Annotated in this window: 13 protein-coding genes; 10 read left to right on the forward strand and 3 right to left on the reverse strand. The window is 68.3% G+C overall.

From position 1 onward, the window contains the following. Nucleotides 1-62 precede the first annotated feature (62 nt). Entirely contained in the window at nucleotides 63-479 is a 417-nt protein-coding gene (locus IAE58_RS17775; RefSeq protein ID WP_199934471.1) for a VOC family protein, read from the reverse strand. Between the two features lie 124 nt (nucleotides 480-603). On the opposite strand from IAE58_RS17775, the gene IAE58_RS17780 reads away from it, so the two are divergent. Then, nucleotides 604-1,281 carry an SMI1/KNR4 family protein gene (locus IAE58_RS17780; protein WP_199934472.1) on the forward strand — a complete coding sequence of 226 codons (678 nt, stop codon included), beginning with the start codon at nucleotides 604-606 and terminating at the stop codon, nucleotides 1,279-1,281. Nucleotides 1,282-1,382: 101 nt separating this feature from the next. Here IAE58_RS17780 and IAE58_RS17785 read toward each other — a convergent pair whose 3' ends face one another. Beyond that, a complete protein-coding gene (locus tag IAE58_RS17785) occupies nucleotides 1,383-2,486 on the reverse strand; it encodes an alkene reductase (protein WP_199934473.1) in 1,104 nt (367 codons plus the stop codon). Between the two features lie 127 nt (nucleotides 2,487-2,613). Between IAE58_RS17785 and IAE58_RS17790 the strand changes: the two genes are divergently transcribed. The 5 genes from IAE58_RS17790 (at nucleotide 2,614) to IAE58_RS17810 (ending at nucleotide 7,714) form a co-directional block, all read left to right on the forward strand. Continuing rightward, the gene (locus IAE58_RS17790) at nucleotides 2,614-3,522 is read left to right on the forward strand and encodes a LysR family transcriptional regulator (RefSeq protein ID WP_199934474.1); all 909 of its coding nucleotides are present in this window, start codon (nucleotides 2,614-2,616) and stop codon (nucleotides 3,520-3,522) included. A gap of 138 nt (nucleotides 3,523-3,660) precedes the next feature. After that, nucleotides 3,661-3,936, forward strand: a complete 276-nt coding sequence (locus IAE58_RS17795) for a metal/formaldehyde-sensitive transcriptional repressor (RefSeq protein ID WP_108757140.1) — start codon at nucleotides 3,661-3,663, stop codon at nucleotides 3,934-3,936. A gap of 58 nt (nucleotides 3,937-3,994) precedes the next feature. After that, nucleotides 3,995-5,104: an S-(hydroxymethyl)glutathione dehydrogenase/class III alcohol dehydrogenase gene (locus tag IAE58_RS17800; protein WP_199934475.1), complete on the forward strand. Its 1,110-nt coding sequence runs from the start codon at nucleotides 3,995-3,997 to the stop codon at nucleotides 5,102-5,104. 48 nt (nucleotides 5,105-5,152) lie between these two features. After that, nucleotides 5,153-5,983, forward strand: coding sequence for an S-formylglutathione hydrolase (gene fghA / locus IAE58_RS17805; RefSeq protein WP_199934476.1), 831 nt, complete (start codon nucleotides 5,153-5,155; stop codon nucleotides 5,981-5,983). A 300-nt stretch (nucleotides 5,984-6,283) separates the two neighbouring features. Continuing rightward, nucleotides 6,284-7,714, forward strand: a complete 1,431-nt coding sequence (locus IAE58_RS17810) for a GGDEF domain-containing protein (RefSeq protein WP_199934477.1) — start codon at nucleotides 6,284-6,286, stop codon at nucleotides 7,712-7,714. Nucleotides 7,715-7,783: 69 nt separating this feature from the next. Here the strand turns inward: IAE58_RS17810 and IAE58_RS17815 are convergent, their stop codons facing one another. Beyond that, nucleotides 7,784-8,224 (reverse strand): universal stress protein, encoded by a 441-nt coding sequence (locus tag IAE58_RS17815; RefSeq protein ID WP_164272093.1) that lies wholly within the window; start codon nucleotides 8,222-8,224, stop codon nucleotides 7,784-7,786. A 142-nt stretch (nucleotides 8,225-8,366) separates the two neighbouring features. On the opposite strand from IAE58_RS17815, the gene IAE58_RS17820 reads away from it, so the two are divergent. The 4 genes from IAE58_RS17820 (at nucleotide 8,367) to IAE58_RS17835 (ending at nucleotide 13,499) form a co-directional block, all read left to right on the forward strand. Beyond that, nucleotides 8,367-9,275 carry a LysR family transcriptional regulator gene (locus IAE58_RS17820; protein ID WP_108757134.1) on the forward strand — a complete coding sequence of 303 codons (909 nt, stop codon included), beginning with the start codon at nucleotides 8,367-8,369 and terminating at the stop codon, nucleotides 9,273-9,275. A gap of 239 nt (nucleotides 9,276-9,514) precedes the next feature. Then, nucleotides 9,515-11,029 carry an MFS transporter gene (locus IAE58_RS17825; protein WP_199934478.1) on the forward strand — a complete coding sequence of 505 codons (1,515 nt, stop codon included), beginning with the start codon at nucleotides 9,515-9,517 and terminating at the stop codon, nucleotides 11,027-11,029. Nucleotides 11,030-11,052: 23 nt separating this feature from the next. Continuing rightward, nucleotides 11,053-12,090, forward strand: a complete 1,038-nt coding sequence (locus tag IAE58_RS17830; protein ID WP_199934479.1) for an HlyD family secretion protein — start codon at nucleotides 11,053-11,055, stop codon at nucleotides 12,088-12,090. Further along, entirely contained in the window at nucleotides 12,087-13,499 is a 1,413-nt protein-coding gene (locus IAE58_RS17835) for an efflux transporter outer membrane subunit (protein WP_200734987.1), read from the forward strand. The genes IAE58_RS17830 and IAE58_RS17835 overlap by 4 nt, the downstream gene beginning before the upstream one ends. Nucleotides 13,500-13,560: the final 61 nt, after the last annotated feature.

Below are 13,560 nucleotides of genomic sequence, written 5' to 3' on the forward strand. Positions count from 1 at the left end.
CACCCAAGGTGCCAGATCGGCAAGAGATAAGATCCACGCCATGCGTGGATGGCTGGCCCCGATCACTCCACCAACGCGTCGTACCCCTTGCCGACGAACTGCAGCAGGCAGAAGCCATGCCCGAACGGGTCGGCCAGCACGGCCAGCCGGCCCCATGCGCGCTCGCTGACCGGGCGTTCGATCAGCGCACCGGCGGCGACCGCGCGTGACAGCGCGGCGTTGATATCGTCCACCACCCAGTCCAGGTGGATGGGCGTCCAGTGGCGCTCGTAGTCGCGCACATCGCCATCGTCGGCGGCGGCGCTGCCGTCGGCGTTCTGCAGCAGGTACAGCTGCGTGGGCCCGCCCAGCAGTTCGGTGGCGCCCGCGCCAAGCCGACGGCCGATGCGCAGACCGAACGCCTGGGTGTAGAACGCCTCGGCCGCGGCCAGGTCGGGTACATCCAGGTTGACGATGAAGGAGGGGGCGGGGGAGTCCATGGCGGGGCAACGTACGGCGGGGCAGTGCAGTCTAGGGCCGTGGCGTGACGGTGCCGGTTCATCTTGCTGGCCGCGCGCGCAGGGTTCAGGCAAGGTAGTCGGCTGGGTTCCAACAAGGATACGTATGAACACGCTCGCCGACGTCGAACAGGCCACGGGCCAGGTCTTTCCGCCGCTGTATCACCAGTTGTCTGCCGCTGCGCAACTGCAGTGGGGCGCGCTGGGTTGGGAGGGTTTCCAGCAGCAATCCGCACAGCTGCGCGCGCAGCCGCCGCTGCTGCTGTTTGCCGATGAGTTCGAGCCGATCGGCCGCGACGAACTGCAGGAAGCGTGGGAAGACCTGACCGCCGAGGACCACTACAACCCGCTGCGCGAGGACCTGCAGCTGCTGCCGTTCGCGCGCAGCGGCGCGGGCGACGTGTACTGCTTCTGGACCAATGCGCCGGGCTTCAGCGAGCCGCCGGTGGTGCTGGTGTGGCACGACGATGATCGCGCCGACATCCTGGCCGTCAACCTGCAGGATTTCGTGTTCCGCAAAATGGTGGAGGCGGTGGTGGAACTGGAGACGCAGTACTCGATGCTGGGCAAGGACACGCTGGCCGACGATCTGCAGGCGTGGCTGGGCACGCACCGCGCGTGGCTGCGGGCCGACCAGGTGGCAGCGCTGGAACGCCTGTACGCGCGTACCGACGAGATCGTAGCAGGGCGCATCAGCGAGGACGAGGGACAGGCGCTGCTGAAGCGGGTGATCGGCTTCGCGCGGCTGGATGAATCGTTCGCGTACGTGCGCGAAGGGGCGTGAGTGATGGGGTCGGATCCGCGCGTAGCGCGGCTCTGACCCCGTCTTCGCCGAACCAGGGTAAGAGCCCTTTCCGTTGGAAAGGGGTCTGACCCCATGCCCGATCAGCTGGCGACCGGGTAATCCAGATAGCCCTCGCGGCCACCGCCGTAGTAAGTAGCGCGATCCGGCGTGGTCAGCGCCACGTCGGCCTGCAGGCGCTCCACCAGATCGGGGTTGGCGATGAACGGCTGGCCGAACGCGGCGATATCGATGGTGCCTTCGTCCACCAGGCGCAGGGCACGCTCGCGGGTCATCCCGCCGGCCAGGATGACGGTACCGCCGTAGGCCTGCTTGAAGGCCTTCAGGAACGCCTCGCCGATGGCCGGCGCGCCGTGCAGGTAGTTGTCGTTCAGATGCACATAGGCCAGCCCACGCTTGCCCAGTTCTTCGGCCAGGTACAGATAGCTGGCCTCGTTTTCTGCATAGGCCGGCATGTCGAAGACCTGGCTGTTCGGTGCCAGGCGTACGCCCACGCGCTGCGCGCCGATGCGTGCGGTCATGGCATCCACGGTGTCCAGGATCAGCCGCGCGCGGTTGGCCAGCGAACCGCCGTAGTCATCCTGGCGATCATTGGTGAGCGGGTTGAGGAACTGTTCGAACAGATAGCCGTTGGCAGCATGCAGTTCGATGCCATCGAAACCGGCGGCGATGGCATTCTCGGCGCCGCGCACGAAGTCGTTGACGATGCCCGGCACTTCATCGGTGCGCAGGGCGCGCGGCGGGGTCGGGTCGGCCGGGCCGCGGCTGCCGTCGTCGCGATACACGAAGGCGAAGCTGCGGGGATCGTGGGCCACCGCGCGCGTGCTGGCGCTGACCGGCTGGCCACCGTCAGGCTGCAGCGAGCGGTGCGACATGCGGCCCACGTGCCAGAGCTGGGCGAAGATGGCGCCCTGTGCGGCATGCACGGCATCAGTGACCTGGCGCCAGCCGGCCACCTGTTCCTGCGACCAGATGCCCGGCACGTCGATGTAACCCTGGCCCTGCGGCGACACCGGGGTGCCCTCGCTGATGATCAGGCCGGCACTGGCGCGCTGGCGGTAGTACTGCGCGGTCAGTTCGTTGGCCACGTAGTCGGGATTGCGCGCACGGGTCATCGGCGCCATGGCGATACGGTTGCGCAGCGGTGTGCCGGCCAGATCGAACGGTTGGAAGAGCGGGGCGGTCATGTGCAGGTCTCTTGGGGGAAGGAGCGCCGGCGGCGCGATGCCTACAGGATGGCGTTGACATCTGGCCCCATAAATAGGTTCCATTTCCCATCGAGCGGGACTATTGGTCCCCAATAGGGCCCCCGGCATGCTACCCGTCGAATCCTTGAATGGTCTGGTCACCTTCGTGACCACTGCACGCGCGACCACCTTCACCGAGGCGGCCGAGGCGCTGGGCATTTCCCGCTCGGCGGTGGGCAAGGCCATCGCCCGGCTGGAAGTGCGGCTGGGCGTGCGCCTGTTCCACCGCACCACCCGGCGCATCTCACTGACGACCGACGGCGAGGCCTACTACGCGTCCTGCGCCGCCGCGCTGGAGGAGATTTCCGCGGCCGAGGCCTGCCTGGGCCTGGGCGCGCACGTGCCCAGCGGTCGCCTGCGCATCGACATGCCCTCTTCATTTGGCCGCATGGTGGTCATGCCGGTGTTGCTGAAGCTGTGCCAGCAGTACCCGGACCTGCAGCTGACGGTGACCTTCACCGATCACTTCGTGGACCCCATCGAGGAAGGCATCGATCTGCTGATCCGCTTCGGCGGGCTGCAGCAGGCCGAACATCTGGTGGCGCGGCGGCTGGGCAGCCAACGCCTGGTGACCTGCGCGGCACCGGCCTACCTGCAGGCACACGGCGTGCCGCGCACCGTGGACGATCTGCGCCAGCACCGCAGCATCGTCGGCTACCGCCATGGCCAGCCGGTGGCGTGGCGGGTGGGCGTGGAGGGCGAGGGCGGCACCTTCATTCCCAGCGCCACCCACCAGTTGAACGATGGCGATGCGGTGATTGACGGCGCACTGGCCGGGCTGGGCATCTGCCAGATGCCGATGTCCCTGGTGCGCCCGCACCTGCAGTCGGGCGCGCTGCAGTCGGTGCTGGACGAGCAGATGCAGCGCCATGTCGATATCCATGCCTTGTGGCCGCCCACCCGGCACCTGCGGCCGAAGGTGCGCCACGTGGTTGATGAACTGACCCGGCTGGCGCAAGAAGGTCGGTTCGATTGAGCACGGGGCATCAATAGTCCACGAACCGGGCGGACGTATCGTCCGGCGTGGTTACCTGGGCTGCCAACGGCCCTGCCGTATGCAGGAACGGCTGGGTGTGTATACTATCCCCCAGTATAGTTCCGCAGGTGGCCGCCCATGCCGCATTCACCCGAAGAGAAAAAGAAGGTCCTGGCCCGCGTGCGCCGCATTCGTGGCCAGTGCGATGCGCTGGACCGCGCGCTGGAAGCCGGCGCCGAGTGCGGCCCGGTGCTGCAGCAGATCGCGGCCATCCGCGGCGCGGTGAACGGCTTGATGTCCGAAGTGATGGAAGCCCATCTGCGCGAGGAATTCGGCCAACCGGCCGCATCCGATGAACAGCGCGCCGAGCGCGTGCGCGAGATGAGCGGCTTGATCCGTTCGTACCTGAAATAAACGAGGGCGCAACACTGCGCCATCCATGCTGTCTTTGTCTGTCCTTGGAGAACCCGCCATGAAATCCCGTGCCGCCGTCGCCTTTGGTCCCGGCCAGCCGCTGCAGATCGTCGAAATCGACGTCGCCCCGCCGAAGGCTGGCGAAGTGCTGGTGAAGATCACCCACACCGGTGTCTGCCACACCGATGCGTTCACCCTGTCCGGCGATGACCCGGAAGGCCTGTTCCCGGTGGTGCTGGGCCATGAAGGCGCCGGCATCGTGGTGGAAGTGGGCGAGGGCGTGACCAGCGTGAAGCCGGGCGACCACGTCATTCCGCTGTACACCGCCGAGTGCGGCGAATGCCTGTTCTGCAAGAGCGGCAAGACCAACCTGTGCGTTGCCGTGCGCGCCACCCAGGGCAAGGGCGTGATGCCCGACGGCACCAGCCGCTTCAGCTACAACGGCGAGCCGATCTACCACTACATGGGCTGCTCGACCTTCAGCGAGTACACCGTGGTGGCCGAAGTATCGCTGGCCAAGATCAACCCGGAAGCGAACCCGGAACATGTCTGCCTGCTGGGCTGCGGCGTGACCACCGGCATCGGCGCGGTGCACAACACCGCCAAGGTGCAGGAAGGCGACAGCGTGGCCGTGTTCGGCCTGGGCGGCATCGGCCTGGCGGTCATCCAGGGTGCGCGCCAGGCCAAGGCCGGCCGCATCATTGCCGTGGACACCAACCCGTCCAAGTTCGAGCTGGCCCGCGAATTCGGTGCCACCGACTGCATCAACCCGAAGGACTTCGACAAGCCGATCCAGCAGGTCATCGTGGAAATGACGACCTGGGGCGTGGACCACAGCTTCGAGTGCATCGGCAACACCAGCGTGATGCGTGCGGCGCTGGAATGCGCGCACCGCGGCTGGGGCCAGAGCGTGGTGATCGGCGTGGCCGGTGCCGGCCAGGAGATCTCCACCCGTCCGTTCCAGCTGGTGACCGGCCGCAAGTGGATGGGCACCGCCTTCGGCGGCGTGAAGGGCCGCAGCCAGCTGCCGGGCATGGTCGAAGACGCGATGAAGGGCGATATCGAACTGGCCCCGTTCGTCACCCACACCATGGACCTGGACAAGATCAACGAAGCCTTCGACCTGATGCACGAAGGCAAGTCGATCCGCTCGGTCGTCCACTACTGAACCACGCCAGGCGGCAGGCCGCGCGCCTGCCGCCACCGGGAGCACTCCATGGAACGCATTGAACACCGTGCCTGCTTCGGCGGCTGGCAGGATGTCTATCGCCACACGTCCACCACGCTGGGCTGCGACATGCAGTTCGCCGTGTACCTGCCGCCGCAGGCCGCCACGCAGAAGCTGCCGGTGCTGTACTGGCTGAGCGGCCTGACCTGCACCGAACAGAACGTGATCACCAAGGCCGGCGCGCAGCGTTACGCCGCCGAACACGGGGTGATCCTGGTGGCCCCCGATACCAGCCCGCGCGGTGACGACGTGGCCGATGCCGAAGGCTACGACCTGGGCAAGGGCGCAGGCTTCTATCTCAATGCCACCGAACAGCCGTGGGCGCGGCACTACCGCATGCACGACTACGTGGTGCAGGAGCTGCCGGCGCTGATCGAGGCGCACTTCCCGGCGACCGATGCGCGTGCCATCAGCGGCCATTCAATGGGTGGACATGGCGCGCTGGTGCTGGCGCTGCGCAATCCCGGCCGCTACCGCAGCGTGTCGGCGTTTTCGCCGATCGTGGCACCCAGCCAGGTGCCGTGGGGCGAAAAGGCCTTCACCGCCTACCTGGGCGATGATCGCGCGGCCTGGGCGCAGTGGGATGCCACCGCGCTGATCGCCGGTGCCGGCGAGCGCCTGCCGCTGCTGGTCGACCAGGGCGATGCCGATGAATTCCTGCAGACCCAGTTGCAGCCGCAGCGCCTGCAGCAGGCGTGCGAAGCGGTGGGCCACCCGCTGACCCTGCGCCTGCAGCCGGGCTACGACCACAGCTACTACTTCATCGCCAGCTTCATTGGCGAGCACATCGCGCACCACGCCAAGGCGCTGCGCGGCTGAGGCGGACGCGTTTCCATCCCCCCCGGGTGCTGCGGGGGTGATGGGGCGTACATCGCCAACGCGCCCGGATGTTGCGGGGGGAATACATCGCCAATGCGCCCGGATGTTGCGGCGGATGCGTAGAGTCGAGCTTGCTCGACTGGCGTGGAAAATCAGTCGAGCAAGCTCGACTCTACCGAGGCGGGGCAGTCGCGCACGCTCGAGCCCACCCGGCGCAGCCGGGTTTTCGGCAGTCGATCACGCCCCGCTGGCGGGGCAACGCGCTATGGTTCGCGCAGACGGCTTGCCGATGGGGGAACCATGCCGGTAGTGCTTGCGCTGCTGTACGTGCTCTGCCACGGGGTGGTCGTGGCGTTCTGGCCGGGGCCGGCCGGAGAAGGTTCGTTCGTGTTCCTGACCGCCGCGCCGGTGCTGGCGGCGATGGCCTGCCTGTGGCGCGCCCGGCGTGACCGGGCGGCGCTGGGCTGGCGGGCCACCGCATTGGCGCTGCTGCTGTGGGCCGGCGGCATGGCGGTGAACATGGCCGATGCGATCGGTGCCGGGCGTGCCGATCTGACCCCGCGGGTCAGCCTGCTGCTGTATGTGATCTATGGCGTGCCGTTGGTGTTCATTCTGGCCCGCGCCCGCCGCGAGCGCTGGACCATCAGCACCATCGACGGCCTGATGGCGGCGCTGCTGGGCGTGCTGTTCTTCGTACACACCCTGTCCTTCGCCGACCGCATCAATGTCGATGACACGGCCATGGCCAACATGCGCCGCATGTTCGACATCCAGAACCTGTGCATTGCTGCGTTCGCCTGCGTGCGCTGGCTGGCCGGCGACGTGCCCGAACGGCGCAGCTTCTTCCGCGCGCTGGCGCTGTATGCGCTGCTCTATCTGGGCGTGGCGTATTACATCAACCATTTCACCGCCGAACAGTCCTTTGGTGCCTTCAACGATCTGCTGATCGACGTGCCGTTCCTGCTGCTGGCGGTGCTGGCCCTGCGCCAGGCGCCGGCCCCCGGCGGCGTGCTGCACCCGCGCCTGTCGCGGCTGGTCCAGGCCGGTGGACCGATGATCCTGCCGCTGCTGCTGCTGGTGGTCGGAGCGCTGGTGGTGGACCACGCGCGCCCGCTGGCACTGGCCGGCTTCGTGGTGGCTACGCTGGGTTTCAGCCTGCGCAGCACCCTGCTGCAGATCGACCTGCTGGAAGCGCAGGCGCGGCTGGACCATCTGGCGCGGCAGGATGGCCTGACCGGCGTGGCCAACCGCCGCCAGTTCGATGCAGCGTTGGCCAGCGAGTGGAACCGGGCCCGCCGCAGCGGTACCGAAGTGGGTCTGCTGCTGGTGGACATCGACCACTTCAAAGCCTTCAACGACCAGCACGGGCACCCGGCCGGCGACCGCTGCCTGCAGGCCGTGGCCGCGGTACTGCAGGCCACCGCCAACCGCGCGGCCGACACCGTGGCGCGCTATGGCGGCGAAGAATTCGCGGTGATCGTGCCCGGCACCGGCGTGGAGGGCGTGCTGGCGCTGGCCGAGCGCCTGCGCGTGGCGGTGCAGGAACTGCAGCTGCCGGAAGGGCGGGTCAGCATCAGCGTGGGGGTGGGGTTTGCCCATCCGCCGGTGAGGGCCACGGCCGAGCAGCTGCTGGCCCATGCCGATGCGGGTCTGTACGCGGCCAAGCGGGGCGGCCGCAACCAGGTGGCCGCACTGCCGTCCGGGCCGATGGGCTTCAGCTTCGCCCGGTAGTGGCCAACCTTGGTTGGCCGCCTTTCCCATGCGCGCCAACCAAGGTTGGCGCCTACCAGAGCGGGGCGGTCAACCGCCCCGCGTTTCCACCAGCACCGGGCACGGTGCGTGGTCCAGCGTCCACTGCGCTACCGAGCTGTCGAGCAGGCGCTGCAGGCGCGACAGGTGGCGATGGCCGATGACGATCAGATCGGCGCCAAGCTCGCGGGCCTGGGCGCTGATGACTTCGCCTGGATCCCCGGCCGGCAGCAGTGAGCGCGCATCCACGCCGCGTTCGCGCAGCTGCGCCGTGGCATCCTGCAGCAGGCCCTCGGCCTTGGCCTGCTGGCGGGCGGCCGCCGGATACTCGCGACGGTCGTCGTCGCTGGCGTCCGTGGGCAGGGCGAACTCGGGATCGATCACACACAGCAGATGTACGCGGCTGCGCGGCCCGGCGACGTGGGCGACCAGGTCCAGCAGCGGGTCGTGCTGGCGGCCGCCATCGAGGGCGACCAGCAGGGTTGTGAACATGGGGAGGTCTCCTTGGCAGGCGGTGATGGTCGCCCATGCCGCAGCGCGCACCCATGCCGTGCGGCGCAGGCAATGCGTGCAGTGGATGCAATCGACTTCGGGCTGGAGTGTCGTAGAGTCATTCCAATTGTTGGAGACCGCCATGCCCCTGCCCGACCTGAACCTGCTGCTGGCCCTGGACGTCCTGTTGGACGAAGGCAGTGTCGCCGGAGCTGCGCGGCGCATGAACCTGAGCGCGCCGGCGATGAGCCGCACCCTGGGGCGGATCCGCGAGGCGCTGGGCGACCCGGTGCTGGTGCGCGCCGGCCGTGGGCTGGCGCCGACACCACGCGCGCTGGAGCTGCGTGAGCAGGTGCGTGATGTGATCGAGCAGGCACATCGGGTGTTCAACGACGGTCGCGAAGTGGACATGCTGACCCTGGAGCACACCTTCAGCATCCGCGCCAACGACGTGTTCATCGGCAGCTACGGCGGCCGCCTGCGCGAGGTGTTCCGCCAGCAGGCACCCGGTTGCACCCTGCGCTTCATGCCCGAAGGCGATACCGACGATGACGCGATGGTGCAGGGGCGGATCGACCTGTACATCAGTACCGCCGGCAAGCACACGCAGGAAACCAAGGTGCAGAACCTGTTCACCACGGCATTGCTCGGCGCGGCGCGCGAGGATCATCCGCTGTTCGACGGGGATATCACCGCCGAACGGTTTGCCGCCTGCGATCACATTGCCGTCTCGCGACGTGGCATCGCCCATGGGCCGATCGATGACGAACTGGCGCAGATGGGCCTGCGCCGACGGGTGGCGATGGTCATTCCCACCTTCCATGGCGCGATCTTTGCGGCGGCTGCTTCGGACCTGGTGTTGCCGCAGATGCCGAGCGTGATGCTCGACCGCATCACCTACATGGGGCTGCCACTGCGCATGTTCCCGCTGCCGGTGTCGGTGCGCACCGTAGCCCTGGTGCAGGCCTGGCACCCGCGCATGGACAACGACCCGGCGCACCGCTGGCTGCGCCGCGCGATCAAGAGCATGTGCGACGCCGACGCTCTGTAGAGTCGAGCTTGCTCGACTGCTTTCGCCTTTCCTCGACTGATCGCGCGCACGGCAGTCGAGCAAGCTCGACTCTACGAAGCATGGGCACCATCGTCCTATCGTGCGTCGCACGCACGACTGGCATCGCACCCACGCCATTTTCCGCAGTAGTGGGCCTGCCTAGACTGCGCTCCCCACCTTCACGGAGCGCACGCCATGTCGCTTCACCTGCCGTGCGCTGCACGGATCGAGCCGCGCCGATGAGTGCGGTCACCTTGCCCAACACACCTGCTGCGCCCGTTCCCGCCGCCTTCGATCGCCGCATCGTGGTGGGCCTGTGCGGCGTATTGCTGGTCGTGCTGCTGTCGGGCTTCAACGAAAACGTCACCAAGGTCGCGCTGGCCGACATCCGCGGTGCGATGGGTTTCAGCGTGGATGAAGGCAATTGGATCACCGGCATCTACAGCGCCACGTCGGTCTGTGCGATGGCGTTCGCACCCTGGTGCGCGGTGACCTTCTCGTTGCGCCGCTTCGGCCTGGTGATGATCGCGGCCTTCATGCTGCTGGGCGTGTTGTGCCCGCTGGCGCCGAACCTGCCCTCGTTCCTGCTGCTGCGTGCGCTGCAGGGCCTGGCCGGCGGTGCGTTGCCGCCGCTGCTGATGAGCGTGGCGCTGCGCTTCCTGCCGCCGGGCATCAAGCTGTACGGCCTGGCCGGCTATGCGCTCACCGCAACGTTCGGGCCCAGCATGGGCACGCCCCTGGCGGCGCTGTGGGTCGAGCATGCGGGGTGGCAGTTCGCGTTCTGGCAGATCGTGCCGTTGTGCGTGGCCGGCATGCTGATGGTGGGCTGGGGCCTGCCGCAGGACCCGCTGCGGCTGGAACGCTTTGCCCAGTTCAACGGCGTGGGCCTGGCCCTTGGGTTTCCGGCGCTGGTGATGCTGGTGCTGGGCCTCACCCAGGGCGCGCGCCTGGGCTGGTTCGATTCGCCACTGATCACCGCGTTGCTGGGCGGCGGTGCGGGCCTGCTGGTGCTGTTCTTCATCAACGAATGGTTCCACCCGCTGCCGTTCTTCAAGCTGCAGTTGCTGGCCCATCGCAACCTCAGCTATGCGCTGGTGACCTGCATGGGCGTGCTGTTCGTGCTGCTGGCGGTGATCTCCATCCCGTCCGGCTTCCTGGCCAGCGTGCAGGGCTACCGTCCGCTGCAGACCGCGCCGATGTTGCTGTGGGTGGCGCTGCCACAAGCGCTTGCGTTGCCGCTGGTGGCCACCCTGATGAACCAGCGTGCGGTGGATTGCCGCTGGGTGCAGGCGGCCGGACTGCTGCTGCTGGCAGTGGCGTGCCTGCTGGGCGCGCAGCTGGACGTGCAATGGAGCCGCGACAACTTCCTGTGGGTGCAGCTGCTGCAGGTGGTGGCGCAGCCGATGGCGGTGCTGCCGTTGCTGCTGCTGGCGACCACTGGCCTGGCGCCGCAGGACGGCCCGTATGCCTCGGCCTGGTTCAACACCGTCAAAGGCTTCTCTGCGGTGTTCGCCGGGGGCGTGCTCGATGCGGTCGGGCAGTCTCGCCGCCACCTCCATTCCACCGCGCTGGTCGACCACCTGGGCAACCAGCCGTGGTTGCCGGCCAGTGCCGATCTGCCCGCGCGCCTGCACGCCCAGGCGCAGGCACTGACCTCGGCGGACCTGTACTGGCTGGTCGCGCTGGTGGCCCTGGGCTGCCTGCCGCTGCTGCCGTGGGCCACCCGTGTCCATCCGCCACGTGCCGTGGCCTGAACCCCTTTCGCAAGGAACCCTCCATGACCGTCAACAAGACAACCCTCAACACCGGCCTGGCGCTGGGCGTGCTGGCCCTGGCCATCGGCGGCTGGCTGCTGCTGCGCGATGGCCGCTACCAGCGCACCGACAACGCCTATGTCAATGCGGATTTCACCGTGGTCGCGCCGAAAGTAGCCGGCTTCGTCAGCAGCGTCGAGGTGCAGGACAACCAGACAGTGAAGGCCGGCGACGTGCTGGCCCGCATCGATGACCGCGACTACCAGGTGGCGCTGCAGGCCGCACGCGCCGACCTGGCCAATGCGCGTGCACAGCTGGCCAATGCGCAGGCGGCGCTCGCCCAGCAGGGCTCGCTGATCGAACAGGCGCGGGCCAGCGTGGATGTCAGTCAATCCGAACTGACCCTGGCCCGTGCCGACCAGCAGCGCTACCGCGCACTGGCCAGCGACGGTGCCGGCACCGTGCAGAACGCGCAGCAGGCGCAGTCGAAGCAGGCCGTGGCCCGTGCCCACCTGCAGCAGGGCCAGGCCGCGTTGAGCACCGCACGCCAGCGCACCGACATCTTGGCTGCGGGCGTGCAGTCGGCGCAGGCGGCGGTGCAGCGCGCCGAAGCCGCGCAGGCGCGTGCCGAACTGGATCTTTCGCATACCGTACTGAGGGCGCCGATCGACGGCGTGGTCGGTCGGCGTGCGGTACGCGTGGGTGCCTACCTGACCCCAGGCACTGCGGTGGCGGCGGTGGTGCCGCTGCAGCGTGCCTTCGTGGTTGCCAATTTCCAGGAAACGCAGATGACCCGCATGCACGCGGGGCAGCTGGTGGAACTGACCGTGGATGTGTTCCCCGGCACCTCGCTGCGTGGACACGTCGACAGCATCGCGCCCGCCACCGGTGTGACGTTCGCTGCGGTCGCGCCGGAGAACGCCACCGGCAACTTCACCAAGGTGGTGCAGCGCATTCCGGTGAAGATCGTGCTTGAACCGGGCCAGCCGCTGCTGGACCAGCTGCGTGCCGGCATGTCGGTCGAAGCCCGTGTGGACCTGCAGGGCGGGGAGGGCGCATGAGCGCGCGCAAGGTGATGAAGGCTCTCGCCAGCGCGTCGCTGTCCGTGGCACTGGCGGCCTGCACGATGGGCCCGGATTTCGTACGCCCGCAGGCTGCGCTGCCGGCGCAGTGGCAGGGCGATGCGGTGGCCAGCACGGCCATCGACGATGACGCAGCCTGGTGGGCCGGTTTCGATGATCCGCTGCTGGGGCAGCTGGCCCAGCAGGTGCTGCAGTCCAACCTGGATCTGCAGCTGGCCGCCAACCGCGTGCAGCAGAGCCGGGCCGCACGTGGCATCAGTGCAGCCGATCGCCTGCCGTCGGTGGCGGCCACGGCCAGCGGCGTGCGCGCGCGCAACAGCGAGGTGGGCCTGAGCGATCCTTCCGGCAACGGCGGGCGCGATGACTACGGCCTGTTCCAGGCCGGTATCGGCCTGAGCTGGGAACTGGATCTGTGGGGCCGCGTGCGCCGGCAGGTGGAAGCGGCCGACGCGCGTCTGCAGATGGCCGAAGAGGATGCACATGCGGTGCGCATCGCGCTGTTGGCTGAAACCGCACGCAGCTACCTGCAGTTGCGCGCGACTTCGCAGCTGCTGGCGATCACCGAGCACAACCTGGGCATTGCCGCCGACATCCAGCGGCTGACCGAAGCACGCCAGCGGCAAGGCGTCGCCACGACCCTGCAGGTGTCGAGTGCGGCCGCACAGGTTGCCGCGCTGCAGGCGCGCATTGCCCCGCTGCGGCACCGCCAGTCACAGCTGCGCAATGCACTGGCATTGCTGCTGGCCAGGCCGCCGCAGGCGCTGGATACCCTGATGCAGGACGCGCGTGCCGACTGGCCGGCATTGCCTGCCGTCGCGGTGGGCCTGCCCAGCGAACTGGCCGAACGCCGCCCGGACATCCGCCGTGCCGAAGCGGCGTTGCATGCGGCCACGGCGAACATCGGCGTAGCCAAGGCCAGCTTCCTGCCGCGCATCACCTTGAACGGCGATGCCGGGTTCCAGGCAAAACAGCTCGATGATCTGGACGGATGGGATGCCCACCGCTTCAGCATCGGCCCGTCGATCAGCCTGCCGATCTTCCAGGGCGGGCGACTGCAGGCCAATCTGGCGCTCAGCCGCCTGCAGCAACAGCAATCGGCGCTGCAGTTCCAGCGCACGGTGCTGCAGGCCTGGCATGAAGTGGACGATGCGATCGATAGCTATGCCGCCGAACAGCAGCGCAGTACGCAGCTGCAGGTGGCGGTGGCGCAGAGCGAAACCGCGCTGGGTGCCGCGCGCCGCCAGTACCAGGCCGGCGTGGTGGATATGCTGGACGTGTTGAGCACCCAGCGCATCGCGCTGGACAACCAGGCCGCGCTGGCCAACAGCCAGGCCACGGCCGCCATCGCCCGGGTGGAGCTGTACCGCGCGCTGGGTGGTGGCTGGTAGCGAAATGCAAACGCCGGGGCAGGGGCCGGGCGGACCCAGGGGGGCCGGGGGCGGGGGGCGG

This window comes from Stenotrophomonas sp. S49 (assembly GCF_016624905.1).
Taxonomy (GTDB): domain Bacteria; phylum Pseudomonadota; class Gammaproteobacteria; order Xanthomonadales; family Xanthomonadaceae; genus Stenotrophomonas.

What these genes read in the sequence shown, in the direction of transcription:
- IAE58_RS17780 (WP_199934472.1), top strand. Translation starts at nt 604, where the DNA reads ATGAACACGCTCGCCGACGTCGAACAGGCCACGGGCCAGGTCTTTCCG.
- IAE58_RS17785 (WP_199934473.1), bottom strand. Translation starts at nt 2,486, where the DNA reads ATGACCGCCCCGCTCTTCCAACCGTTCGATCTGGCCGGCACACCGCTG.
- IAE58_RS17810 (WP_199934477.1), top strand. Translation starts at nt 6,284, where the DNA reads ATGCCGGTAGTGCTTGCGCTGCTGTACGTGCTCTGCCACGGGGTGGTC.
- IAE58_RS17775 (WP_199934471.1), bottom strand. Translation starts at nt 479, where the DNA reads ATGGACTCCCCCGCCCCCTCCTTCATCGTCAACCTGGATGTACCCGAC.
- IAE58_RS17830 (WP_199934479.1), top strand. Translation starts at nt 11,053, where the DNA reads ATGACCGTCAACAAGACAACCCTCAACACCGGCCTGGCGCTGGGCGTG.
- IAE58_RS17800 (WP_199934475.1), top strand. Translation starts at nt 3,995, where the DNA reads ATGAAATCCCGTGCCGCCGTCGCCTTTGGTCCCGGCCAGCCGCTGCAG.
- IAE58_RS17795 (WP_108757140.1), top strand. Translation starts at nt 3,661, where the DNA reads ATGCCGCATTCACCCGAAGAGAAAAAGAAGGTCCTGGCCCGCGTGCGC.
- IAE58_RS17815 (WP_164272093.1), bottom strand. Translation starts at nt 8,224, where the DNA reads ATGTTCACAACCCTGCTGGTCGCCCTCGATGGCGGCCGCCAGCACGAC.
- IAE58_RS17835 (WP_200734987.1), top strand. Translation starts at nt 12,087, where the DNA reads ATGAGCGCGCGCAAGGTGATGAAGGCTCTCGCCAGCGCGTCGCTGTCC.
- IAE58_RS17825 (WP_199934478.1), top strand. Translation starts at nt 9,515, where the DNA reads ATGAGTGCGGTCACCTTGCCCAACACACCTGCTGCGCCCGTTCCCGCC.
- IAE58_RS17820 (WP_108757134.1), top strand. Translation starts at nt 8,367, where the DNA reads ATGCCCCTGCCCGACCTGAACCTGCTGCTGGCCCTGGACGTCCTGTTG.
- IAE58_RS17790 (WP_199934474.1), top strand. Translation starts at nt 2,614, where the DNA reads ATGCTACCCGTCGAATCCTTGAATGGTCTGGTCACCTTCGTGACCACT.
- fghA (WP_199934476.1), top strand. Translation starts at nt 5,153, where the DNA reads ATGGAACGCATTGAACACCGTGCCTGCTTCGGCGGCTGGCAGGATGTC.